Here is a 22,405-nt window from a genome sequence, read left to right as displayed (position 1 = left end):
TCCCCCGCGATGCTCTGCGCTGAGTCTGTGCTGTGGTCGTGTTGGCTGTGGTGGGCCTGGGTGGCCGATCCGCTCGCTTGTGGCGTGACGTTCATCGTTTCATCTCCTTCGACTGGCGATACGCCCACTCTAGGGGCGTGGCTTGTGGCCACAGTGCCAGCCGCTGATCATCACGATGGTGAAGTTGTTATTGTCGTCCAATGACCCAGCAGATCCGACTGCCGTCGGCCGCCGTACTTCTCGTCGTCGCCGCAGCAACCCTGACAGGCTGCACCGGGGTGATACCCGCAGTGTCGACCCCTGCTCCCCTCGACGGCATGGCGTCGACCCCCACTGCGGCGCCCACAACCTCCGGACCATCGTCGCACCGACTGCCATCCTGCGATGCCCTCGCTGCGGCCGTCACCGCAGCGAATCCCGAGGTTCTCGCCGGGCTCTCCTACGACCGCACGACGTCGGATTCGAACACCGCTGCCGAGGCATACGACCAGCGGGTATGCGTCTACACGACCACGGACCGCGCCACCCAGCTGGGAATCACGATTGCCGTGATCCCCTTCCAGCAACCCGAACTCGACAACTATGCGACCCTGCCGAACGCCGTCGACGACCCCAGGCTCGTCGCGCACGACGCCGTACTGCAGACTTTTTCCGCGGGCGACGGAGACGACGGTCATCTCGATTCACCGCTCTACCTGATCGACACCGAATACTCCATCACGATCCAGGGGCTGAGTGCCGGCGGCGACACCTCCACGACCCTGACCGCCCTGACCGTGCCAGTAGCCACCGATATGGCGTTCGTGACGAGGGACCTCATCGGCTGACGCGGGACCGCACGGACCCCCGCACCTCGCAAGGGCTTGACCGCTGTAATGGTGGCGTGGCTAGTCTGGAATATGACGTTTTTACCAGTCCCACCCGGGGATCACGCTCCCTTCCTGGCCTTCCTCTCCCCCTGGATGACCCGACAGCGGTGGTTCGCGAACAAGGGCGCCAACCCCGCACTCGAACAGATCGGCACCGTGACCCTCGATTCCGTCGAACCCGACGTGGAGGCCGTCACCCACCTCGTGCTCGATCACACCGTCGGCAAGCCCGCCCTGTACCAGGTGCCTCTCACCTACCGCCGTGAGCCCCTCGCGAACTTCGATGCACTCATCGGCGAGTTCGACGGTCGCTGGGTCTACGACGCCCCCTATGACTCCGCGTACACGGGTGCTCTGCTCGATGCCATCACGCACGGCACCGAGTCGCGTGGCGATCATGTCTGGGCCGTCGGCAAACGGACGGCAAGCCATGTCGCGGCCGGACTCCAGTCGAGGGTGCTCACCGGCGAGCAGTCCAACACCTCCATCATCTTCGAGCACGAGGGTGAGACTCCGGTGATCTGCAAGGTGTTCCGTGCACTCCACGACGGCGAGAACCCGGATGTGGTGCTGCAGACCGTGTTAGCCCAGGCGGGTTCGACCGCCGTGCCGCCGCCGGTCGGTCACATCGTCGCCGAGTGGGATGATCGCGGTGAGGCCGACGGACGAGCCACCGGACACCTCGCGTTCGCCCAGGAGTTCCTTCCCGGTGTGCAGGATGCCTGGCGCGTCGCTCTCGCCGCCGCCGCCGCTGGCACCGACTTCTCCGACGAGGCACGCACACTCGGAATCGCCACGGCAGGGGTGCACGCCACCCTCGCGGCGAACATGCCCACGAGTGACATCACCCCGGACGACATCGACTCCGTCATCGGATCCATGCACCGTCGACTGGCCGACGCGATCGCGGCGGTTCCGGAACTCACGAGGTTCGAGCCAGCTATCCGCGATGTTTTCGAGCGCGCATCGCAGGCTCAGTGGCCTGCGCAACAGCGCATCCACGGCGACTACCACCTGGGACAGGTGCTGGCCGTCCCTGATCGCGGATGGGTGCTCGTCGACTTCGAAGGCGAACCACTTCGCCCCATGAAGGAACGCAGCCGGCTCGACAGCCCGATGCGCGACATCGCCGGGATGCTCAGGTCCTTCGATTACGTGGCAGGCTCGCTGGCTGTCGGAGGAGCCGTTCCCAGCCCGGAGTGGGTCGGCTCGGCGCGAGCCGCCTTCGAGGCTGGATATGGCGCGGCTTCGGGCCGCGACATCCGGCACAGCAGGACGCTCGTGGATGCCTTTGAACTCGACAAGGCGCTATACGAGACCGTCTACGAGGCGCGGAACAGGCCGGGTTGGCTCTCGATTCCCGTAGATGCCATCGAAAGGCTGTGCGCCCGCGTCGCCGGATGATGGTAGAAAGACGTCGCCTGAACGTCTCATGAATGATTCGAGGAATCGCCGGTGACGTCCGCTCCGAACAACCGGTGTGCTGATCCACTTCAGTACAGTGAGTGCGCTCGCAACGAATGCACCGTGACCCGAATGGACGCACCGTGACCATCCGAACGGCTGAATATCCTCGGCCGGACCACTTTTTGCTTCACCTCAGTGACACTCACCTGCTCGGCAACGGCCACAGCCTCTACGGCAGCGTCGACGCCGAGGCCCACCTGCGCCAGCTGCTGGAACAGCTCGAGGCGTCTGAAGGGCGGCCGGAAGCGATCATCTTCACGGGCGACCTGGCCGACAAGGGTGAGCCAGACGCCTACGAGAGGCTTCGCAGGATGGTCGAGCCCGTGGCGGCCCGCCTCGGCGCGCAGGTCATCTGGGTGATGGGAAACCACGACGATCGTGGAGCGTTCCGCGAACACCTCTTCGCAGAGCAGCCGACCACACGCCCCATCGACCGCGTATATGACATCAACGGGCTGCGGGTCATCGCCCTTGATTCGAGCGTTCCCGGCCACCACCACGGCGAGGTGAGTGGTGAACAGCTCGACTGGCTGGCCGAGGAGCTTTCCACCCATGCCGCCCATGGCACCATCCTGGCGATGCACCACCCGCCGCTTCCGAGCGTTCTCGACCTCGCCGTGGCCGTCGAGCTGCGGGATCAGGCCGGGCTCGCCGAGGTGCTGCTGGGCTCGGACGTGCGCAGTATCCTCGCTGGTCACCTGCATTACAGCTCCACCGGCACGTTCGCGGGAATCCCCGTATCGGTCGCCTCAGCTACCTGCTACACCCAGGATCTCACTGTGCCCGTCGGCGGAACGAGGGGCCGGGATGGAGCCCGGGCCTTCAACCTCGTACACGTCTATGAGAACACCGTGCTGCACTCCGTGGTGCCGCTCGGTGAATATGCAGCGCTCGACTACATCGATGCTGCGGAGACCACACGCCGACTCGCTGAATCGGGAATCCGCATCGCCGACAGGATCAACCCGCCGGTAGATCCTGAACCGCAGATGACAATGCCGGTCCGCGTGAAGGTGTGATGGCGCCCGCCTGCTCCCAGACGGCCGCGATACTGAAGTAGCGTTCCAGGAACACCCGGATGTTCCTGGTGCGCTTCGCCAGCGAGATCTCGGGCTTGCTGCCATCGTTGAGGCAGAAGAAGTCGTATCCCCTGCGCTTCAGGATGTCGTCCATCTCCCCTGCCGCATTGGCCAGGGTGGTCTCGACGTACCGCACGCTCGCATCGGTCTGCATGACCGCACGGCCGGTCATCAGCGCGTAGTAGTGGTACAGCGAGTTGGTGACGGAGATATCGGAACTGGAACGGAACGCGCTCGCCGCCGTACGCGCGAAATCCTCCGGGAATTCACGCTCGAGCTCGGCCATCACGCTGCGCCTGAGAGGAGTCGCGGCGTGCTCGAGGTGTCGAGTGGTGACGCGACCGAACCGACGCTGCAACAGGGCGCGGTTGACCCTAGCGGCGTTCTCGAATCCGCTGCGCTCGGCGTTCGGTTCACCGAGGCCGATGCGCGTCGACGCCTCGATGAACTTCGTGATGCCACCGGGCGAGAAGAACATGTCTGGTCGAACGGGTCGCCCGAAGAACATGTCGTCGTTGGAGTACAGGAAGTGCTCGCTGAGGCCCTCGATCCTGTGCAGTTGGCTCTCGACGGCATGGGAATTGTGGGTGGGAAGCGCATCGAGATCGGCAAAGAACTCCTCGCTTCGCACGATCGTGACACGGGGATGCTCTGCCAGCCATGCCGGCGCCGGTGAGTCGGTCGCGATGAAGATGCGCCTGATCCAGGGGGCATAGAGGTTAACGCTGCGCAGGGCATATTTCAGCTCGTCGATCTGGCGGAATCTCGCATCCGAATCGTCCCCGTCACCGACGATGTACGACTCCATCCGCTGGGCCCTGGCTCGCTGGAACTCGGAAGAGGTGCCATCGACCCATGAGAATACGATGTCGATGTCGAAGGTCACGTCGCTCGCCAGCATGTCGAACATGCCGCCCAGCGTCGACCAGGTACGGCCGTGAAGCTCGACGGTCGCATCGATGGCTTCGGGTCGGGGAAGGCTGTGACGCATGAGCGCGTTCTCTGCAGGCGCGTGGATGGCGTCGGGTGCAAATTCCCAGAACTCCAGGCGCACGCCGGTGGCGGCGCCATAACGCTCCCCACCCTGCCCGGTCGTCCGCGGTCGGTAGAGCTTGGCAATCCGGGGATTTTCAAGGTCTGCGAGCCCACCCTCAGCGACAAGGATTGCGGGTTCTGATCCGACTCGGGCATAGAACGGCTCGGTCGCGAAAGCTGCTGACAGGGCAGCCGCGATCTCAACAGCTTTCTCACGGTCGACGGCGATCACGACGCGATCGTCATCCCGGCGCACCAGCAGGTGCTGGATACCGGCCACGTCCAGTGCGTCGTGGATGGCGACGAGGTCAGCGACCGTGGCATCCCGCGGCGAGAGTGTCTGGTTCAGGAGAGCGAAACGACCCTTTCGTAGCACGATGTCGGGTCGAGCCAGAAGGCGGGTGTGCGCTCCGGAATTCACTCCACGCAGTGACGTGCTCATGCGCCGCCTGTCACGGCAGGCGCTGCGGCCCTGGTGCGCCGCTGCGGTGATGCTCCAGCGCCTGCGCTGATGGCGTCACGAAGCAGGCTCGACAGCGCTTCCAGCTGGATGTTGGACTCTGCCGCGACATCCTCGTCTGAGCCGTCGAGCGCGCGCGCGGCGAGGCCGGCTTTGCTGTCGATGAGTTCCGCTATCCGTGCGTCGATCGTGTGGGCGGCGATGATCCGCCATGCCGTCACCGGCAACTCCTGACCGATACGGTGAACCCGGTCGATCGCCTGCGTCTGCTCGGCGCTCGTCCAGCTGAGCTCGGCGAGGACCACATTGGATGCCGCCTGGAGGTTGAGTCCGACTCCTGCAGCTGTCAGCGACGCGACAACAACAGACACCTCGGGGTCGTCGGCGAACGAATCGATCGCGGCCTGGCGGGCCTTCGGGCTCTGGTCTCCACGGATCGATACGGACTTCAGGCCGACCCTGGCAAAGTGTTCTTCAGCCTTATCCATCACGTCGATGTGCTTGGCGAAGAAGACCACTTTCCCGACCGAACGTGCGAGCTGGGCGGTGTAGTCGGCCGCGAGTGTCGCCTTGGCCTGGCCGATTCGACGGACCATGGTGAACACATTCTCACCGGTGCTGGATCCTTTGGACTCGTCCAGCTCGGCATGCGCAACCACGCGGATGAGGTCTGCATCGCTGGCATCGGGCTTGAGGCTTCGCACCCGCTGGAACCGCTCCACCAGTCGCGCCGTGAGAGCTGCCTCGGCGGCACGGATAGAGCGACCCAGGTCGTCATCGAGTTCGACCGGGATGTCGGCGACGCGTCGCGCAGGGATGTCGGCCGCGACATCCACTTTCTTGCGACGCACGATACCCATCTCCACGACGGCGTACCTGGCCTCGGAGAAGAAGCCCATGTCGGCCGGAGTGAGCCCGGTGTCTTCGAGCTTGTCCATGAGCCTGGCGAGAGGCTTCTTGTCGTCGATCCAGCCCAGGAACTGCCAGATGGCGCGGAAGTCTTCGATGGAGTTGATCAGCGGCGTACCGGTCAGCGCCATGAGCAGGGCCTTGGGGAAGCTGGCACGGATGCTCTTGGAGAGCCCGAGTACATGCTTCGACCGCTCGGACTTCAGGTTCTTGATGAAGTGGGCCTCATCGACGACCATGCCTTTGAACCCGAACCTGCCGAGCCAGCCGATGTGACGATCGAGAATCTCGTAATTCACGATGACGACATCGCTGAACGCGTCGACGTCTTTACCGTCACCGTGCACGACTGTCGCCGTCCGTCCGGGAGTCCACAACTCGACCTCACGCGCCCAGTTCGTTTTCACGACATTGGGCACGACGACCAGCAGTGGATAGGAATTGGATGCCTCGGCCGCCAGGAGGGCCTGTGCGGTCTTCCCGAGCCCGGGTTCGTCAGCGAGCAGGAAGGTGCGGTGGCCCGACCTCACCTCCTCGACGAAGCGTGCCTGGTGGCGCATCATGTCGAGGTTTCCGCGAGTGCGCAGCGACGTCGCCTCCGGCAGGTCCATCGTGGCCGCGCCACCACCGGCGCCGTACTCGAACGACCGGAACAGCGGCTCGATGAGCTCCCAGTTGCCGAGCCTGTTGACCCGGGCGGGAGCGATCGTCATGTTGCTGAAGTCAGGGGCAAGGAAGGGGTTCGACATCTGCATCTGTCGCACCGAAGCCGGCACCACCTGCTTTTCGACCTGCTTGTCGACGGGTTTCGGTTCTGTGGCGATCACCAGCTCATCCGGGCTCAGCTCCACGCCGGCCGCGAGCAGAAGGTCTCGCCTCAGTGCTTTCGCGGCAGCGGTGACGGTGGCATCGTCGCCCAGCATGATGATCAGGCTGGTGTCCCGCGCCGCGGTTTTCGCGAGAATTCCCGCGAGCCCATCCAGCCGCTTCTGCTCCTTGGCTCGTTCGGAATCCGTCAGGGACTTATCGGACTTCACTCGTGCGCGTTCTTCCCTGAGCAGCAGTGTTGCCACCTGGAATCGTGCACGGTTCGCCGGCTTCAGGGGACCCTTCTGCACGGCGGTTTCGACCTCGCGCGCAGCCCTCGCGAGAACCGGGATCACGCCGACGTCATCGCCAGGTCGAACACGGCGACGCTGTTGGCCGCCTGCCTGCCGCTGCCCGCTGGCCTGCTTCCCAGTGGCTTGCTGACCGCTGGCCTGCTGCCCGCCGGCCTGCTTGGGGGATCGCTGGCGCTTCTGGCGCTGGCCGGGTTCGGACTGTCCCGAAGATGTCAATTCGTCTCCTGTGCAGGCACTGCCTGTTGGTCTGAAACTGATGCGGTGGGCTGGGCCCCCGCATGTGCAACTCCCGCGAACCGAACGATCCGACGACGGCGCCAGCCGGATAATCCAGACCCAGTCGCGATGCGACTGGTGGGCTCGGCAGGCGTTGGCCCCCATTCTATGCTGTTTTGTCAGAAACCTTGATCAGGATGCCCGCAGCGATGAAGATCGCGGACGCAACGAATTGCAATCCGAGCCACAGGTCCGGCAGTCCGAGGTCGATCGGCAGCACCGGATTCCACAACACGGCGATAGGCGCGAGACCGATGATCCACCACCACTGGCCAGCCTGCCACGCAAAAACCGCCACGATCAGGGCGAAGATACTGACGATGAACTGGATGATCGTGAATGTGTCGCTCGTGATCAGCGCACTGCCGATGAGCAGCGCCATGGCCCCGAGCAGTGCGGGTACGAGGGCGGGACGGCGCGTCGTCGTCGGGTATTGTGCGCTCACATTTCGATCCTAACGACCCCGTGGACAGCGCTTCGACCTTGCCGGAATGGTCGCGCGGGTGGCATCTGGCTAAAGTCGGAACATGCCACACGAAGCAGCGATCGCGCGATTTCAGGCGCTGCTGCGCATTCCAACTATCTCGCGCATCGATGAGTCCCAGGTGCAGTGGGAGCACTTCGACTCTTTCCTGACCCAGCTACAGGAGCTGTTTCCGCTCGTCCACCGCAAGCTCGACCGGGAGATCGTGGCGGGATACTCGCTCGTCTTCCGTTGGCCAGGGCGTTCGTCGACCGAACCCAGCGTCCTGATGGGCCATTACGACGTGGTCGCGGCGACAGACTCCGGCTGGAAGCATCCGCCATTCGCCGCAGAGTTGAGCGGCAAGGGCGATGACCAGCTGATCTGGGGTCGCGGAACCATCGACGACAAAGGAGCCGTCGTCGCCATCCTCGAGGCCATCGAGGCACAGATCGAGGCCGGACTCCAGCCCGCGCAGGACATCTATCTCTGCTTCGGGCATGACGAGGAGAGCAACGGCGCGGGCGCGAAAGCCGTCGCTGAGCTTCTCGAGAGTCGCGGCATTCGCCCGGCCCTGGTGCTCGATGAGGGTGGCGCCATCGTCGAAGGAGCCTTCCCCGGCGTGTCGAGGCCGGTCGCCGTCGTCGGGGTGACCGAAAAGGGGAGCACCACCCTGCGACTCATCATCGACCAGCAGGGTGGGCATGCCTCGACTCCCCCGAGGCTGAGCGCGACCGCCCGGCTGGCGAAGGCGATAGTCCGGCTGAATCGCAGGCAATTCCCCGCGTCGATCAACCCGGTGACGGTCGACATGTTTCGCACCCTGGGTGTGCACTCGACGGGCTTCATGGGATTCCTGTTTCGAAATATACGGCTCACCAAGCTGATTCTGCTGCCGATCTTCGGTCGACAGGGTGACGAATCCAATGCCATGATCCGCACCACCCAGGCTGTGACGATGCTCGATGCGGGACAGGCTGTCAACGCACTCGCCGAGCGGGCAACGGCAACCGTGAATGTCCGCATCGCTATCGGTTCGACGGTCGATGATGCGGTCAGGCATGTCACGAGGGCGATAAGGGACGACACCGTGCTCGTAGAGGTCGTCACCGCGGGTGAACCCTCGCCGGTTTCCCTGGTGTCTGGAATCGCATGGGAGCTGGTGCGGTCGACGATCGAGAAGGTTTATCCCGGCACGATCGTGACCCCGTATGTGCAGAATGGCGCCACGGACAGCAGGCATTTCACCGGTATCAGCCGGGGCGTGTACAGGTTCACGCCGTTCGAACTCACGACGGAGCAGCGTGAGACGCTCCACGCGAAAAACGAACGCATGCACGTCGCGACCTATTTGCGAGGCATCGAGTTCTATAAATCCCTGATCGCCTCGCTCTAACAGGCGTGCGCAGTTGAGAGCGGCCTAACCCTGGTTGCGGATGATGGTGATCGGACGGCTCATGGGCGGCGCATCGTCCAGTCGCTCGAGGCCTGGACGCAGCTCGCCGAGCCACCGCTCGTAACCGGCGTCGTTCAGGTGGAGCCTGTCGTCGGACAAAGCGGGATCGAGCTCCCCGTCTTCCAGCGCGAGAGTCGGCCACAGGTCGAGGTACTGCACATTGACCGACGGAGCGAACTGGCGGAGGTGCCGATTGGCATCCTGAATCCGCGCCGCGAACTCGCGTCCTCTCGGCATTATCGACTGCAGCAGCATCCTGGCACCGGGAAGAGCGCGGCGCAGGGTGACCAGCACGTATTCGATGTTGCGGACGACATGTTCCACCGATTTACGAGTGCTCAGGTCATTTGTCCCGACCAACAGCACGACCACTTCGGGCTGGAGCGCGACGACGTCATCCAGCCTGGCGACGACGTCATCGGTGGTATTTCCACCGACACCGAGATTTTGCGTCTCCCTGTCGGGAAACCATTCAGCCCATCGCCCATCCTCAGTGAGGCTGTCGCCAAGGAAGACGATGCTGGGCCGTGATTCGATGAACATGTCGTCAGTCATGAGGTCTGATCCGATCGGAAGCGGGTTCGTGCGCCTTTAGTCCATCATGGTGCCTCGTGCTCTGGGTTTCCAGTCGGGTGGCCCGGTCGATGGCCGCCCGGAGGGGTATCGATGGCACAGCGCCCGGCGTCAGAACCGAGAGGGATGCGGCTGCTCCCGCGAAGCGCAGGGAGTCTTCGAGGCTTGCGCCCTCCGCGAGCCTGGCCGCGAATGCTCCACAGAACGTATCGCCCGCGCCCGTCGCATCCACAGCCACGACCTTCGTCGCTGGGATGCTGACATCGTCTAACCCCCGCTGGTACAGCACCGAGCCGGCAGAGCCGAGGGTCACGATCACCACCGGAGCCAGGCCGCGCACCACTTCAGCGCTTAAGTGATAAGCCGCTTCAGCGCCTGAGAGGTAGGCCGCTTCATGTTCGTTGACCACGAGGATGTCGATGTCGTCGAGAAGCTCGCGCGGCAGGTCCCTGACGGGTGCCGCATTCAGGATGACCGTGGTACCGCCTGCACGGCCTGCCCGGGCCGCCTCCGCCACAGTCTGGAGTGGAATCTCCAGTTGCATGACCAGCACGTCTGCCGTCCCGATAGCCTTGAGGTCTGCCCCGGTGAGCCCCATCAGCGCCGCGTTGGCGCCAGCCTCGACGATGATGGTGTTTTCCCCATCATCTGCGACGGCGATGAGCGCCGTACCGGTCGGGGCAGAGGTCGACCGCACCAGCGAGACATCGATCTTGTCGTCCTGGAGCCCCTCGAGGGTTCGTTCACCGAACCCGTCCCTGCCGATAGCGGCAATGAAAATGGTGGATGCGCCGGCCCGAGCCGCGGCGACGACCTGGTTTTGGCCCTTGCCGCCGCGAGCGATCGACAGCCCGGTCGACATCACGGTCTCGCCGGGCGCCGGAATTCTCGCAACCCGGAACACCTGGTCGATGTTCGCACTTCCCACGACGATGACGCAATTATCGACCCGTGTTCGTGCAGCATCTGAATTCACTCCATCACGCTAGCGCGTCAGGAGTTGGTGATCGACTCTGGCTCTGCAGACTTCGACTCTGCAGACTTCGACTCTGCAGACTTCGACTCTGCAGGCTTCGACTCTGCAGACTTCGACTCTGCAGACTTTGACTTCGCACGGTGTGACACGGCCGGCTGGGCCGCAGCGGCCGTGATCCTGTTCGCCATGCCGCTGAAGATCGCCCCGTGGAAGGGCAGGATCGCCATCCAGTACAGCCGCCCGCCGAGCCCGGTGGGGAAGAAGACCGCCCGCTGGCGGTAATGACTGCCGCCCGCCCCATCATCGGTCGTGGTCATCTCGAGCCAGGCGAGCCCCGGGACCTTCATTTCGGCGCGCAAGCGCAGGAAGCGTCCCCGTTCGAGAGTCTCGACCCTCCAGAAGTCGAGAGCCTCGCCTACCGCGAGTGATGAAGCGTTCCGGCGACCGCGGCGAAGGCCGACGCCGCCGACGAGTTTGTCTGCCCAGCCGCGCAGGGCCCAGGCCAAGGGGAAGGAATACCAGCCATTTGCCCCGCCGATGCCCTCCACGACCTCCCAAAGCCGCTCGACGGGGGCGGCTGAATGCTGTTCACGAAGGTCGACGTATACCGTGTGGCCGGACCATTCTGGGTCGCTCGGGATGAGGTTGCTCGGCGCGCCGGCGACCGTGGAGTTCTGCCAGCTCGTCTCGACCTCGCCGTCGTTCATCTTCGCGAGTGCGAGGCGTACCGCCGTCCGGTAACTGGTGAGGCCACCCTCCGGGTCGGGGATCACCGAACGGATGTCGGATTCGTTCACGACGCAGTCGAACTGCAGGGATTCGATAATCGGAACCGCGAGGGCACGCGGTATCGGCGTCACGAGATTCACCCACTGCGATGCGAGCCACGGGGTGAGCACGGGAAGGCTCGCGATCGGGCGTTGGCGGAGCCCCGCCTCAAGCGCATATCCATTCATCATCTGCCCGTAGCGCAGCACCTCGGGACCGCCGATGTCGAAGGTGCGATTTATCTTGCCCGGGACCACGGCAGCTTCGGTGAGGTAATACAGCACGTCGCGCACTGCGATCGGCTGGATGAAGTTGCGCACCCACTGCGGCGCGGGCATATACGGCAGCACCTCGGTGAGATGACGGACCATCTCAAAGGAAGCCGATCCCGATCCGATGACAACCCCGGCCTGGAAGGCGATAGTCGGCACGCCGGATTCCATCAGCACCCTGCCCACCTTCTCGCGGCTGCGAAGATGGCGGCTGAGCGAGTCCACCGGCACATCGGGATGTAGCCCACCCAGGTAGACGATGCGCTTGACCCCGGCAGCAGCGGCCGCGGTAGCTACGGTGTTGGCTACCGTCATCTCCATGCTCTCGAAGTCTCCGCGAATGCCCATGGCGTGCACGAGGTAATAAAGCACGTCGACGCCCTCGACCGCACGCTCCACGTCCTCGGCTCGGGAGAGATCACCGGTGACGACATCGACGTCGTCGGCCCATGGCGCATCCCGCAGTTTGAGCGGGTCACGCACCAGCACCCTGACCTCATGGCCAGCCTCAGCAAGCCTGGGCGCGAGGCGCCCGCCGATGTATCCGGTAGACCCTGTGACAAGGATTCGCATGCACCTAAGTTTAGGGATTAACTCTGCACGATGGCTGAACCGTGACAGCGTTCACTACGCCTCCAGAAGGGCAGCCGGTGCACTCACCTGCCTGGGCGATACCGCTAGATCAGCGACTTGGTGTGCCACACGGTTTTCGTCTCGGTGAAGGCGACGATGCGCTCGAGCGAAGGTGGCGGCGCGCCGTCCTCGGGGGCGAGCACGCGCTTCAGGGTGTCTGCTGCGATGATCTGCAGGTCGACCCAGTCGAGCAGCCCTGCCCCGGCGAGGTCGATAGCGTTCACGTCGGCGTGACCCGCGAGCCATGGCGCGATCTCGGCGGGAGATCCGGTCAGGATATTCACCACTCCCCCGGGCACATCGCTTGTGGCGAGAACTTCGGAGAGGCTCACCGCGGCGAGCGGCGCGGACTCGCTGGCCACGACGACGACGGTATTTCCGGTGAGGATAGCGGGAGCTATGACGCTCGCGAGCCCGAGCAACGAGTTACCGGACTGTGGCGCGATGATCGCGACGACGCCGGTGGGCTCGGGCGTTGACAGATTGAAGTAGGGACCGCTCACCGCATTCGCGTTGCCCGCGACCTGGACGTATTTGTCTGCCCAGCCCGCGTACCAGACCCAGGCGTCGATGGCTGTGTCGACCTGTGCGGTTGCCGCAGGCTTGGTCAGGCCCTCGGTTGCGCTGAGTTCGTCGACGAACTGGTCGCGACGTCCCTCGAGCAGTTCAGCGATGCGATAGAGCACCTGCCCGCGGTTATAGCCCGTGGCCGACGACCAGCCCGCGAAAGCTGAGCGTGCAGCCACGACGGCGTCGCGGGCATCCTTACGGCTGGCCAGGGACGCGTTGGCGAGGAACCTGCCGTCCTTCGTGGAGACCTCGTAGGTGCGCCCGCTCTCGCTTCGGGGAAATTTGCCGCCGATGTAGAGCTTGTATGTCTTGGGGATGGCGAGTCGCGTCACGACGTGGCCTTCTTCCTGCTCGTCGAACCGGTAGTCGAGATCGCCTGCGGTGACGCCCAGCCAGCACTCTCGAGGTATGCCGCGAGGCCGTGCCGACCGCCCTCGCGACCGTATCCGCTCTCCTTGAAGCCACCGAACGGGCTGGCGGGGTCGAACCGGTTGAAGGTGTTGGCCCAGATCACACCGGCACGAAGGCCATCCGCGACGGCCAGGATCTTCGAGCCCTTGTCACTCCAGATGCCGGCAGACAGGCCGTAAGGCGTGTTGTTCGCCTTCGCGATCGCCTCGGCAGGAGTGCGGAACGTCAGCACGCTCAGCACGGGCCCGAACACCTCTTCCCTCGCGATGGTCGAGGAGGTCGAGACATTGTCAAAAATGGTCGGTGCGAACCAGAAGCCCTTATCGGGGATCTTGCACGGGGCCGTCCAGCGGTCGGCGCCCTCCTTTTCGCCGATGTCGCTGAGCTGACGGATGCGCTCCAGCTGTTCACGCGAGTTGATCGCGCCGATGTCGGTGTTCTTGTCCAGCGGGTCGCCGAGGCGCAGGGTCATCAGGCGAGACTTCAGCCTGTCGACAACGTCCTCGTGGATATTCTCCTGCACGAGCAGTCGAGAGCCAGCACAGCACACATGACCCTGGTTGAAGAAGATCCCGTTGACGATGCCCTCGATGGCCTGGTCGATCGGGGCATCGTCGAAGACGATGTTCGCAGCCTTGCCACCCAGCTCGAGCGTCACTTTTTTGCCGGTGCCTGCTACCGACTTTGCGATGGCGCGACCGACGGCGGTGGAACCGGTGAAGGCCACCTTGTTCACGTCCGGGTGGTTGACGAGAGCCTCACCGGTGTTCCCCGCGCCGGTGATGATGTTGACGACGCCGGCGGGAAGATCCGCCTGCTGCAGGATCTCGGCGAAAATGAGCGCAGACAGCGGGGTCGTCTCAGCTGGCTTGATCACCACCGTATTTCCTGCCGCGAGCGCGGGAGCTACCTTCCACGCGAGCATCAGCAGAGGAAAATTCCACGGGATGACCTGTGCGGCCACACCGAGCGATCGGGGGTTCGGGCCGAGACCCGCATAGTCGAGCTTGTCAGCCCATCCCGCGTAGTAGAAGAACCATGCGGCGACCAGAGGAACATCGACGTCGCGTGATTCCCTGATCGGCTTGCCATTGTCGAGGCTCTCGGCGACGGAGAGTTCCCTGGCGCGTTCCTGCACGAGCCGGGCGATCCGGAACAGGTACTTGCCTCGATCGGCGCCAGACAGCCTGCTCCACGTGCGTGTGTAGGCCGAGCGGGCCGCAGCAACCGCGACATCCACATCAGATGAATCTGCGTTCGCGATCTCGGCGATCGGCTGCTCCGTCGCCGGAGAGATGGTCGTGAACGGTGCACCGTGCCCGTCGACGAATTCACCGTCGATGAACAGCCCATAGCTGGGCTTGAGATGCAGGATGCTGGTCGACTCGGGTGCCGGCGCGTAATCGAGGAATCGGCTGGGGGCGGGTTTTTCCCGATCGGTCATCGTCAGTCCATCGTCACGTAGTCGGGGCCAGAGTAGCGGCCGGTTGTCATTTTCTGTCGCTGCAACAGCACGTCATTGAGCAGGCTCGACGCACCGAACCGGAAGAGATGCGGGCTCAGCCACTCCTCGCCCACGGTCTCTGCGACCGTCACGAGGTACTTGATCGCGTCTTTGGAGGTGCGGATGCCGCCAGCGGGTTTCACTCCGATGCGCTCTCCGGTAAGACGGTGCCAGTCGCGCACCACCTCGAGCATGAGCAGGGTGACGGGAAGCGTCGCTGCTGGCGAGACCTTTCCCGTCGACGTCTTGATGAAATCGCCGCCAGCGAGGATTGCGAGCCAGGATGCCCGGCGCACGTTGTCGTAGGTGTTCAGCTCGCCGGTCTCCAGAATCACCTTGAGGTGCGCGAAGCTGCCATCCGAGCGGCGGCAGGCCTCCTTGACCGCCACGATCTGGTCGAACACGAGGCCGAAGTTTCCGGCAAGGAAGGCGCCACGGTCGATGACCATGTCGATCTCATCGGCGCCGGAGGCGACGGCTTCCGACGTGTCAGCGATCTTGACAGCCAGGGAGGCGCGTCCGCTGGGGAATGCCGTGGCGACTGCGGCGACGTTGATTCCACTGCCTGTGCCGCCGGACCAGGCACCACCGAGAGCACTTACCGCGTGGGGAACCATGTCGCCGTAGACGCAGACGGCCGCGACCCGGGGGGTCGTGGCATCCGAGGGGTCAGGATTGACCGCTTTCGCGACGAGCGAGCGAATCTTGCCCGGGGTGTCTGCACCTTCGAGCGTCGTCAGGTCGATGAGCTCGATTATGGTGTCGAGGGCCCAGGCCTTCGACGTGGTCTTGATGGATCGGGTGCCGAGGGCTGCGGCTCGCTGTTCGAGCCCGACGGCGTCGACACCGGCGAGCCCTTCGAGGTGGAGCTTGAGGCTCTTCTCGGTCAGATCGCCGCCGATCATGCTCAGCGCCCGCTCGGCTGGGGCCAGTGCCTTCGCCTGTGCGGCCTGGGCAGCCTTCGCCTGTGCCGCCTGGGCAGGGAGGCCCTGCGTCGTTACATTCACCACAGAATTCTACCCACGGGGATGCCGACGCGAACCCGGTCCTTCGATCGCAGGATCGATAGCTGCCCCCTCGAGGTGCTGCGACCAGGCTGCGGCGTAGTCGCGATCCCAGTGCTGCCAATCAACCGGATGCCCGTGAAGCAGGTCGCCGAGCTGGTCGAGACTGATGAGCCAATCGGCTTTTACCCTGGCAGCGAAGGCCGCTTCGACCGTTGAGGCTATGCGGACGCTCAGCCGGGTGCTGGAACCCCTGTTGCCACCGGCAACCTCGTCGAGGGTGAGATCCAGGATGGCTCCGGAGCTGCCTGCCACACGCAGATGCACGCGCCGATCGAAGTCGACTATCCGGCCGTCGACGCCGATCGCCGGGCCCGGGGTGATTCCGCGAACACTGTAGGCGCCCCCGAGCTCGGGTTCGATCACCGCGTCGCCCAGCCAGCCCGCGACCAGTTCGGAGTCGACGAGCGCATCCCACACGATGCTGGGGGCGAATTCGTAGCGCCGTTGGAGGTGAAGGCTCGGCATGGTCACTCGTTGAGCGTACGCCGCCGAGCCGGACACGTCCTTAACGGCGGACGGTGACGCCATATGCTGTCTGCGTGAAATCTTCCCTCGACTCACCCCGACGCGATACAGGCCGACCCACGATCGACATCGTCGTCCCGGTCATCCTGCTGGCGTTCGGGGCGGTGCTCACGCTCACTGTTCTCACTCACGCCGGCCAGTTCAGCAGCGTGACCGCCGACTGCGGGAGCGGGAGCGGGCCGTTTACGGGGCTCGAGTGCAACTCCACCGCACTGTCCGTCGCGGTCTTGGCGTTGATAGCGGTGATGATCCTCAGCTACGTCCCGTCGGTGGGAATGGTCATCGTCTCGCTCATTCGCAAGAAAGTGATCTTCCTGTGGCCGCTCGCAGGCGTCATCCTGATCGTCGTCGCGTTTTATCTCGCGACCTCGTTAGCGGGGATGACCGTACCGACAGGAGCCGGTTCATGAGCGGGGCAGTCTTCGCCCTCGGGGTCGACCTCGGGGGTACCAAGATCGAGGCCGCGCTGGTCGACCCCACGGGAAACGTGCTTCCCAGAAGTCGCTTCAGGGCGCCAACCGGCGGTACGTCGACAAGCGAGATGCTTGCGGCGAGCGCCGACGCAGTGGTTCTGCAGGCCATTGCCATGCTTCCGGAAGGCGCAACCCTCGTCGGGGTCGGCATCGGCAGCGCAGGCCCCATCACCGTCGCTGATGGCAGGGTGTCCCCCCTGAATTTGCCGAACTGGCGGGAGTATCCCCTGCGTGACCAGATCGCAGCTCTCGTGCCCGGAGTTCCCGTCACCCTGCGCATGGACGGAGAGTGCATCACGCTCGCCGAGCACTGGATCGGTGCTGGCCAGGGTGAATCCAACCTCATGGGGATGGTGGTCTCGACCGGGATCGGCGGCGGGCTGATCCTCGGCGGCAGGGCCATCGCCGGTCCCACCGGCAATGCCGGACACATCGGCCACGTCGAGGTCGGCGGTTTCGACGATCCGTGCCTGTGTGGAGGAACGGGTTGCGTCGAGGCTGTGGCCTCGGGCCCGAAGACCACGGCATGGGCACGACGCCAGGGCTGGCTCGGCGCGACGGGCGAAGATCTGGCGGCAAGCTATGCCGCAGGGGATTCCATTGCGATCGCCGCTGTGGCGCGCTCCGGTCGTGCGATCGGCCAGGCGATCGCGTCATCCACGGCTCTCGTCGATCTCGACCTCGTCGCCATCGGCGGGGGCTTCTCCCACGTTACGCCCGACCTGTTCGACTACATCAGGGATGCGATAGCGCTGAGAGCACCGTTCCCGTTCGTCGCAAAGGTGCGGGTCATCCCGTCCGGGCTGTCCGGGGAAGGGCCCCTGATCGGCGCAGCCGCCCTCATCCACCGCGCCGAATTCATCGCAGGGTGAAGTGGCCGGCGCCAGGGCTCCTGCACGCCGGGCTTTTGTGCGCTAGGCCTTCTGCGCGCTAGGCCCTCTGCGCGACACCGAGCACCGACCTGACATCGCTCACATCGGCAGCCATCTGAGCGACAAGCGCCGCTGCCCCGTCGAATTTGCGCATCCCGCGGATGAAGTCGACGAACGAGACCTCGGCTGCCCTGTCGTAGAAATCGACATCGGCGTCGATGGCGTGAGCTTCGACCTGCTTCGCCGGAACCCGGTCGAAGGTCGGGTTGTTGCCCACAGACACCGCGGACGGATAGCGCACGCCATCCACCGTCATCCATGCGGCGTAGACGCCGTCGGCCGGCACGAGCCCCTCGACCGCGGGCGACAGGTTCGCTGTCGGATATCCGAGAGTGCGACCGCGCTGTGCGCCGTGCACGACGGTGCCCCGGATGCTGTGCAGCGCGCCGAGCAACACGGCGGCCTCGGCGACCTTCCCCTCGATGATGAGCTCGCGCACCGAGGTGGACGACACCCGCCGTGAGTCCTCACGCACCACATCGTCGACCACCAGCACATCGATCCCATGACTTCGCCCGAAGTCGCGCAGCGTATCGATAGTGCCTTCACCACCGTGGCCGAAACGGAAATCGGCCCCAACGAGCAGCACGGCCGCGTGGAGGGAATCGACGAGAATCTGCTGCATGAAATCGGTGGCCGTCAGCGCGCTGAACTCGTGGTCGAAGTGCACCAGCAGCGTGGCATCCACCCCCGCATCCGCCAGGGATTCAAGTTTTTGCGTGTTGCTCGCCAGGGCCGGTGGGCAGATCCCGGGGCGGAGCAGGCTCAGCGGGTTGCGGTCGAATGTCACCACGATCGAGGTAAGAGCGCGTTCACGAGCCAGGCCGAGCAGCGCCGAGACCACGGCACGATGGCCGAGGTGCATTCCGTCGAACTTACCGATCGTGACAGCGCTGGGTCCGAAATCCTGCGGAACATCGGAGGTGGATGTGAAGGTCTGCATCTCAGCTCGCGGCATCCTCGGGCGTTGCGGCGGGCCGGCGGCGGTAGAGCCACAGCATGCCGAGAACGGGAAGCGCGAGCGGGATGAACAGGTATCCACGACCGAAGAACGACCACACGGTATCGGCGGGGAACAGTACCGGGTCGACCACGCTCAGCGTGCCCACCGTCAGCACACCTACCAGTTCGAAGATGATCGTGATCCAGGCGATGCGGTACCAGGTGTCTCCGCGCCGCAGCAGCGCCACCGTCGCGAGAATGTAGACCAGGCCAGCGATGCCACTCAGCACGTAGGCTACGGGCGCCACATCGAATTTGCCGACGATCTGTACGAAGGAACGAGCTGTTGCCGCGAGCGCGAGAATCGCGTACACGGCGATGAGAGCTCGCCCTGCACCGACCGCGCGAGAAGATCCGTTATTTGCCATATCGGGACAATATTAGGCGAAACTCGGGCCGTTGCCCGGCTCACGCGACCTGCACGAACCAGATCTGGCCCATCCTGATCACCATGACCGCCACCGCGAGGCATGCGACACCGAGAATAGCGGTGCTCCAGCGATTGCGGTCGATGAGAGCCCAGAAGATTGCGGCGGGAGGAATCAGCGCAGCAGACAGCAGATACACCCAGAATTCGAGCCCGCTACCGGTGGGGAGGTTTCCCGTAGCAGGCGCGACCAGCGAGATGACCAGTTGGACGACCAGCAGGATCTCCACCAGGAGCGTGGCCCCGAGGGTGTAGTCGTTGGGTTTGCGCCCGGCGAGACCGAGCACGAGGCAGAGCAGCCCCGCGACGACCGCGACACCGGCCAGCGCATTCACGAACCATTCGATCATTCGCTCGCCATATCCGTCGTCGGGAAACCGATCGCAGCCGCGACCGGGACATCCGGCGGGAAGTTCACGAGAACGCGCGCCCTGCCACCCACATTCTGCACCAGCCCAACCAGCCTGCCCTCGGGAGAGACCGCAGCGATGGGTCCGTCTGACTCGAGGGAGAGGGCGATTCGTTTGCCGTGTGCCAGGTCGACCGCCTCGGTCTCGGTCAGGTCGAGCCGGGTGAAGAGGGACGTGGCGACGGCGGCCGGGTCGAGCATGGCTGCACCGAGATCGTCTTCCACGTCCCTGTCCCGATCGATAGGGGATGCCGCGTCGACTGCGAAGGGTCCGATACGCGTTCTGCGGAGCGCCGTGAGGTGCCCGCCGACGCTGAGCGTAGCGCCCAGGTCGCGGGCAAGGGCGCGGATGTACGTGCCGGTGGAGCACTGCACGCGAACGTCGAGGTCGAGCCACTGCCCCCTGCGGGTGGCGAGCACGTCGAACGCGCTGACCATGACAGGACGCTCGGGCAGCACCACGGCCTCGCCGGCCCGGGCAAGCGTATACGCCCGCTTCCCGTCAACCTTGATGGCGCTCACAGAGCTCGGCCGCTGGAGGATCGGCCCCGTGAGGGCCTTGACGCCAGCCGCAATCGCGGCATCGGTGACCTCGGCGAGGGTGGTGGCATCCACTGGTTCGTCAATCTCACCGTCGGCATCGTCGGTATTCGACGCTGCGCCGAGTCGGATGGTGGCCGTGTATTCCTTGTCGAGGCCGACCACCCAGGTCAGCAGGCGTGTGGAGTTGTTGACCCCCAGAATGAGCAACCCGGTCGCCATCGGATCGAGAGTGCCGGCATGGCCGACCTTGCGAGTGCCGATCGACTTCCGCGCCCTGGCCACCACGTCATGGCTAGTGACCCCCTGCGGCTTGTCTACAAGCACTATGCCGCTTGTGGGGTTGCTGGGCGGTTTCACGCGTTCTCCGCTGCAGCACACATCACTCCATCAGGCTACAGTCTCGCGCCGCCCACCTCTCCTGCGCGTCGCCCACATAGGATTCGAGGATGCGAGTAGCCGTAATCGGGGCCGGTGCGGTGGGTGGGGCCATCGCCGCAATGCTGGCCAGGGCCGGGCACGATGTGGAGGTCACGGCGCGCGGCGCGAACCTCGATTCGATCCGCAGTGGAGGCATCCGTCTTTCCGGCGCGTGGGGCGAGCACACGGCCAGGGTGCTCGCCAACGAACTGCTGACCCGAGGGGCAGAACTGGTCATCGTCGCCACCAAGGCGCGGGACGCCGCCGCGGCGATCGCCGACAACGCGACGGTGCTGCGAGGCGTTCCGGTCGTCGTGATCCAGAACGGCCTCGAGGGCATGACCGCCGCCCGAATTGCGTCGCCCCGTTCCGATATCGTTGGCGGCCTCGCGACGTTCGCGACGTCGTATCTCATCCCCGGCGAGATCACCGTGACGACGGCAGGGCCCACCTACCTCGGCGTCGAAACGGGATACAGCGACATTCCCGCCCGTCACGCAGCGAAAATCCTCAACCGGGTGATGCCTACGTCGGTCGTAGCCAATTTCGCGGGCGCCCAGTGGACGAAGCTCGTCATCAACCAGGTCAACGCCCTCCCGGCGATCACCGGGATAAGCGTGCAGGAGGTGATCGCCGACCGGAGTCTTAGACGGGTCATGACCGCGAGCATGCAGGAGAACGTGCGGATCGGCCTCGCGAGCCGCATCCATTTCGAGAAGTTACAGGGGCTGTCACACCGTGGGCTTCGCATCTTCGCGGCAGTGCCAGCCTGGGTGGCGCAGCTTCTTCCGCTGCTGATGAGCAGGCGCATCGGAACCACCCCGAATCCCGGTTCGACACTGCAGAGCATCCGCCGTGGCCAGCCCACCGAGATCGACTACCTCAATGGGGCCGTCGTGACCGCGGCCCGCACCATCGGGTGGGAGGCTCCCGTGAACGCCGCGCTCGTAGCGCTGGTTCACGAGGTGGAGTCGAGCGGCAAGTTCTTCACTGCCGCGCAGGTCATCGCGCGCGTTCAGCCGTAACCGGCTAACAGCTGTCTGCGAAGATCCGTCGCGGACGTTCAACGTCGGAGTTGTCGACGATCGCCGTCGCCCGGGTGCGGGGAACCGCCTCGGCGATGTAGAGAGCCTGGCTCCCTTCATATCGCTCCCTGCCTGCGGTGCCGTCGCGGGCCAGAAGTCGCGCGTCAGCCGTCGCGCGATCCACGTCGAGCCAGACCGAGTAGCTCCAGAGGCCCCTCAGCTCCGGCCGGTTCAGGAAGATCCCGTCGACGATGAGGGTGGCATCCCTGGGACCCGTCTTCCAGTCCATCTCGATCTGGGTGTTTCGCTCGAGATCGAACGCCGCCGTGACGAAGCCCGTGCTTCCGCCCATCCTGAACGGCTCGACCAGCACCCTGCGAAACAGGTCGTAGTCGAAAGAATCCCGATAGAAGCCCTCGGCGCGCTCGACCCCGCGCGCGTACCTGTCGTCGTGCGGTCGATGAAAATCGTCGATGGATGCGCGAAACACCGAATGCCCACTCCGGCCCATCCGCGTCGCCAGCGCATCAGCGAACGTGGTCTTGCCAGCGCCATCGATACCGTCGACGGCCAGCAGGGTCCTGCCCCTGGCGTAGTTATGCAGAAACTCGTCGCTCAACGCATCGAGCAACTCGCGTCGCGCCATCGCAAACGGATCGGGCATGATGGCGGCGGCACCGAAGAGCGACGGGGAGGGCACGACGGGAGGTGGTGTCGGGATCACTGGTGTTGGCTCAACCATG

Annotated in this window: 22 protein-coding genes; 7 read left to right on the top strand and 15 right to left on the bottom strand. The window is 64.7% G+C overall.

Annotated features, from left to right (window positions below; genetic code table 11):
• The first annotated feature begins 200 nt into the window (after positions 1-200).
• The 3 genes from IEW81_RS11325 (at position 201) to IEW81_RS11315 (ending at position 3,355) form a co-directional block, all read left to right on the top strand.
• On the top strand, positions 201-827 hold the full coding sequence (locus tag IEW81_RS11325) for a hypothetical protein (protein ID WP_097061234.1): 627 nt from the start codon (positions 201-203) through the stop codon (positions 825-827).
• A 72-nt stretch (positions 828-899) separates the two neighbouring features.
• The gene (locus IEW81_RS11320; RefSeq protein WP_097061235.1) at positions 900-2,273 is read left to right on the top strand and encodes a maltokinase N-terminal cap-like domain-containing protein; all 1,374 of its coding nucleotides are present in this window, start codon (positions 900-902) and stop codon (positions 2,271-2,273) included.
• A 143-nt stretch (positions 2,274-2,416) separates the two neighbouring features.
• The gene (locus IEW81_RS11315) at positions 2,417-3,355 is read left to right on the top strand and encodes a phosphodiesterase (RefSeq protein ID WP_229671372.1); all 939 of its coding nucleotides are present in this window, start codon (positions 2,417-2,419) and stop codon (positions 3,353-3,355) included.
• On the opposite strand, the gene IEW81_RS11310 is transcribed toward IEW81_RS11315, so the two are convergent.
• The 3 genes from IEW81_RS11310 to IEW81_RS11300 form a co-directional block, all read right to left on the bottom strand.
• Positions 3,297-4,892 carry a stealth family protein gene (locus IEW81_RS11310; protein ID WP_097061237.1) on the bottom strand — a complete coding sequence of 532 codons (1,596 nt, stop codon included), beginning with the start codon at positions 4,890-4,892 and terminating at the stop codon, positions 3,297-3,299. The two genes, IEW81_RS11315 and IEW81_RS11310, sit on opposite strands and share 59 nt — an antisense overlap.
• The gene (locus IEW81_RS11305) at positions 4,889-7,156 is read right to left on the bottom strand and encodes an SNF2-related protein (RefSeq protein WP_097061238.1); all 2,268 of its coding nucleotides are present in this window, start codon (positions 7,154-7,156) and stop codon (positions 4,889-4,891) included. The genes IEW81_RS11310 and IEW81_RS11305 overlap by 4 nt, the downstream gene beginning before the upstream one ends.
• Positions 7,157-7,322: 166 nt before the next feature.
• On the bottom strand, positions 7,323-7,661 hold the full coding sequence (locus IEW81_RS11300) for a DUF6804 family protein (protein WP_097061239.1): 339 nt from the start codon (positions 7,659-7,661) through the stop codon (positions 7,323-7,325).
• 82 nt (positions 7,662-7,743) lie between these two features.
• Here IEW81_RS11300 and IEW81_RS11295 point away from each other — a divergent pair, with 82 nt between their 5' ends.
• Complete coding sequence (locus IEW81_RS11295) at positions 7,744-9,075, top strand: M20/M25/M40 family metallo-hydrolase (protein WP_097061240.1); 1,332 nt, start codon at positions 7,744-7,746, stop codon at positions 9,073-9,075.
• A 24-nt stretch (positions 9,076-9,099) separates the two neighbouring features.
• On the opposite strand, the gene IEW81_RS11290 is transcribed toward IEW81_RS11295, so the two are convergent.
• From IEW81_RS11290 to IEW81_RS11260, 7 genes are all read right to left on the bottom strand, one after another.
• Positions 9,100-9,690 (bottom strand): GDSL-type esterase/lipase family protein, encoded by a 591-nt coding sequence (locus IEW81_RS11290; protein ID WP_097061241.1) that lies wholly within the window; start codon positions 9,688-9,690, stop codon positions 9,100-9,102.
• A complete protein-coding gene (locus IEW81_RS11285; RefSeq protein WP_097061242.1) occupies positions 9,683-10,684 on the bottom strand; it encodes a ribokinase in 1,002 nt (333 codons plus the stop codon). Before IEW81_RS11285 ends, IEW81_RS11290 begins: the two co-directional genes overlap by 8 nt.
• A gap of 17 nt (positions 10,685-10,701) precedes the next feature.
• Positions 10,702-12,297 (bottom strand): SDR family oxidoreductase, encoded by a 1,596-nt coding sequence (locus tag IEW81_RS11280; protein ID WP_097061243.1) that lies wholly within the window; start codon positions 12,295-12,297, stop codon positions 10,702-10,704.
• 104 nt (positions 12,298-12,401) lie between these two features.
• Positions 12,402-13,259, bottom strand: coding sequence for an aldehyde dehydrogenase family protein (locus tag IEW81_RS11275; protein ID WP_097061244.1), 858 nt, complete (start codon positions 13,257-13,259; stop codon positions 12,402-12,404).
• On the bottom strand, positions 13,256-14,782 hold the full coding sequence (locus IEW81_RS11270) for an aldehyde dehydrogenase family protein (protein WP_097061245.1): 1,527 nt from the start codon (positions 14,780-14,782) through the stop codon (positions 13,256-13,258). Before IEW81_RS11270 ends, IEW81_RS11275 begins: the two co-directional genes overlap by 4 nt.
• Before the next feature lie 2 nt (positions 14,783-14,784).
• A complete protein-coding gene (gene deoC, locus IEW81_RS11265; protein WP_097061479.1) occupies positions 14,785-15,747 on the bottom strand; it encodes a deoxyribose-phosphate aldolase in 963 nt (320 codons plus the stop codon).
• A 111-nt stretch (positions 15,748-15,858) separates the two neighbouring features.
• Positions 15,859-16,374 carry an SRPBCC domain-containing protein gene (locus IEW81_RS11260; RefSeq protein ID WP_229671384.1) on the bottom strand — a complete coding sequence of 172 codons (516 nt, stop codon included), beginning with the start codon at positions 16,372-16,374 and terminating at the stop codon, positions 15,859-15,861.
• 74 nt (positions 16,375-16,448) lie between these two features.
• Between IEW81_RS11260 and IEW81_RS11255 the strand changes: the two genes are divergently transcribed.
• Complete coding sequence (locus tag IEW81_RS11255) at positions 16,449-16,844, top strand: DUF6264 family protein (protein ID WP_097061247.1); 396 nt, start codon at positions 16,449-16,451, stop codon at positions 16,842-16,844.
• The gene (locus IEW81_RS11250) at positions 16,841-17,779 is read left to right on the top strand and encodes an ROK family protein (RefSeq protein ID WP_097061248.1); all 939 of its coding nucleotides are present in this window, start codon (positions 16,841-16,843) and stop codon (positions 17,777-17,779) included. Before IEW81_RS11255 ends, IEW81_RS11250 begins: the two co-directional genes overlap by 4 nt.
• A gap of 58 nt (positions 17,780-17,837) precedes the next feature.
• Here the strand turns inward: IEW81_RS11250 and IEW81_RS11245 are convergent, their stop codons facing one another.
• From IEW81_RS11245 to truB, 4 genes are read right to left on the bottom strand one after another with little or no spacing between them, the layout of a single operon-like run.
• The gene (locus tag IEW81_RS11245; protein WP_097061249.1) at positions 17,838-18,782 is read right to left on the bottom strand and encodes a bifunctional riboflavin kinase/FAD synthetase; all 945 of its coding nucleotides are present in this window, start codon (positions 18,780-18,782) and stop codon (positions 17,838-17,840) included.
• Position 18,783: 1 nt separating this feature from the next.
• The gene (locus IEW81_RS11240) at positions 18,784-19,209 is read right to left on the bottom strand and encodes a hypothetical protein (protein ID WP_097061250.1); all 426 of its coding nucleotides are present in this window, start codon (positions 19,207-19,209) and stop codon (positions 18,784-18,786) included.
• Between the two features lie 40 nt (positions 19,210-19,249).
• Positions 19,250-19,618: a hypothetical protein gene (locus tag IEW81_RS11235; protein WP_097061251.1), complete on the bottom strand. Its 369-nt coding sequence runs from the start codon at positions 19,616-19,618 to the stop codon at positions 19,250-19,252.
• Positions 19,615-20,577: a tRNA pseudouridine(55) synthase TruB gene (truB, locus tag IEW81_RS11230; protein WP_097061252.1), complete on the bottom strand. Its 963-nt coding sequence runs from the start codon at positions 20,575-20,577 to the stop codon at positions 19,615-19,617. The genes IEW81_RS11235 and truB overlap by 4 nt, the downstream gene beginning before the upstream one ends.
• 89 nt (positions 20,578-20,666) lie before the next feature.
• Between truB and IEW81_RS11225 the strand changes: the two genes are divergently transcribed.
• Positions 20,667-21,662 (top strand): ketopantoate reductase family protein, encoded by a 996-nt coding sequence (locus IEW81_RS11225; protein ID WP_097061253.1) that lies wholly within the window; start codon positions 20,667-20,669, stop codon positions 21,660-21,662.
• Between the two features lie 4 nt (positions 21,663-21,666).
• Here IEW81_RS11225 and IEW81_RS11220 read toward each other — a convergent pair whose 3' ends face one another.
• Positions 21,667-22,404, bottom strand: a complete 738-nt coding sequence (locus tag IEW81_RS11220; protein WP_143544705.1) for a nucleoside/nucleotide kinase family protein — start codon at positions 22,402-22,404, stop codon at positions 21,667-21,669.
• Between the last annotated feature and the right edge of the window lies 1 nt (position 22,405).

It is taken from the genome of Salinibacterium xinjiangense, assembly GCF_014645015.1.
Taxonomy (GTDB): Bacteria; Actinomycetota; Actinomycetes; order Actinomycetales; family Microbacteriaceae; genus Rhodoglobus; species Rhodoglobus xinjiangensis.
The sequence above is the reverse complement of the archived record's forward strand: the minus strand, read 5'-3'. Positions and strand labels throughout refer to the sequence as shown.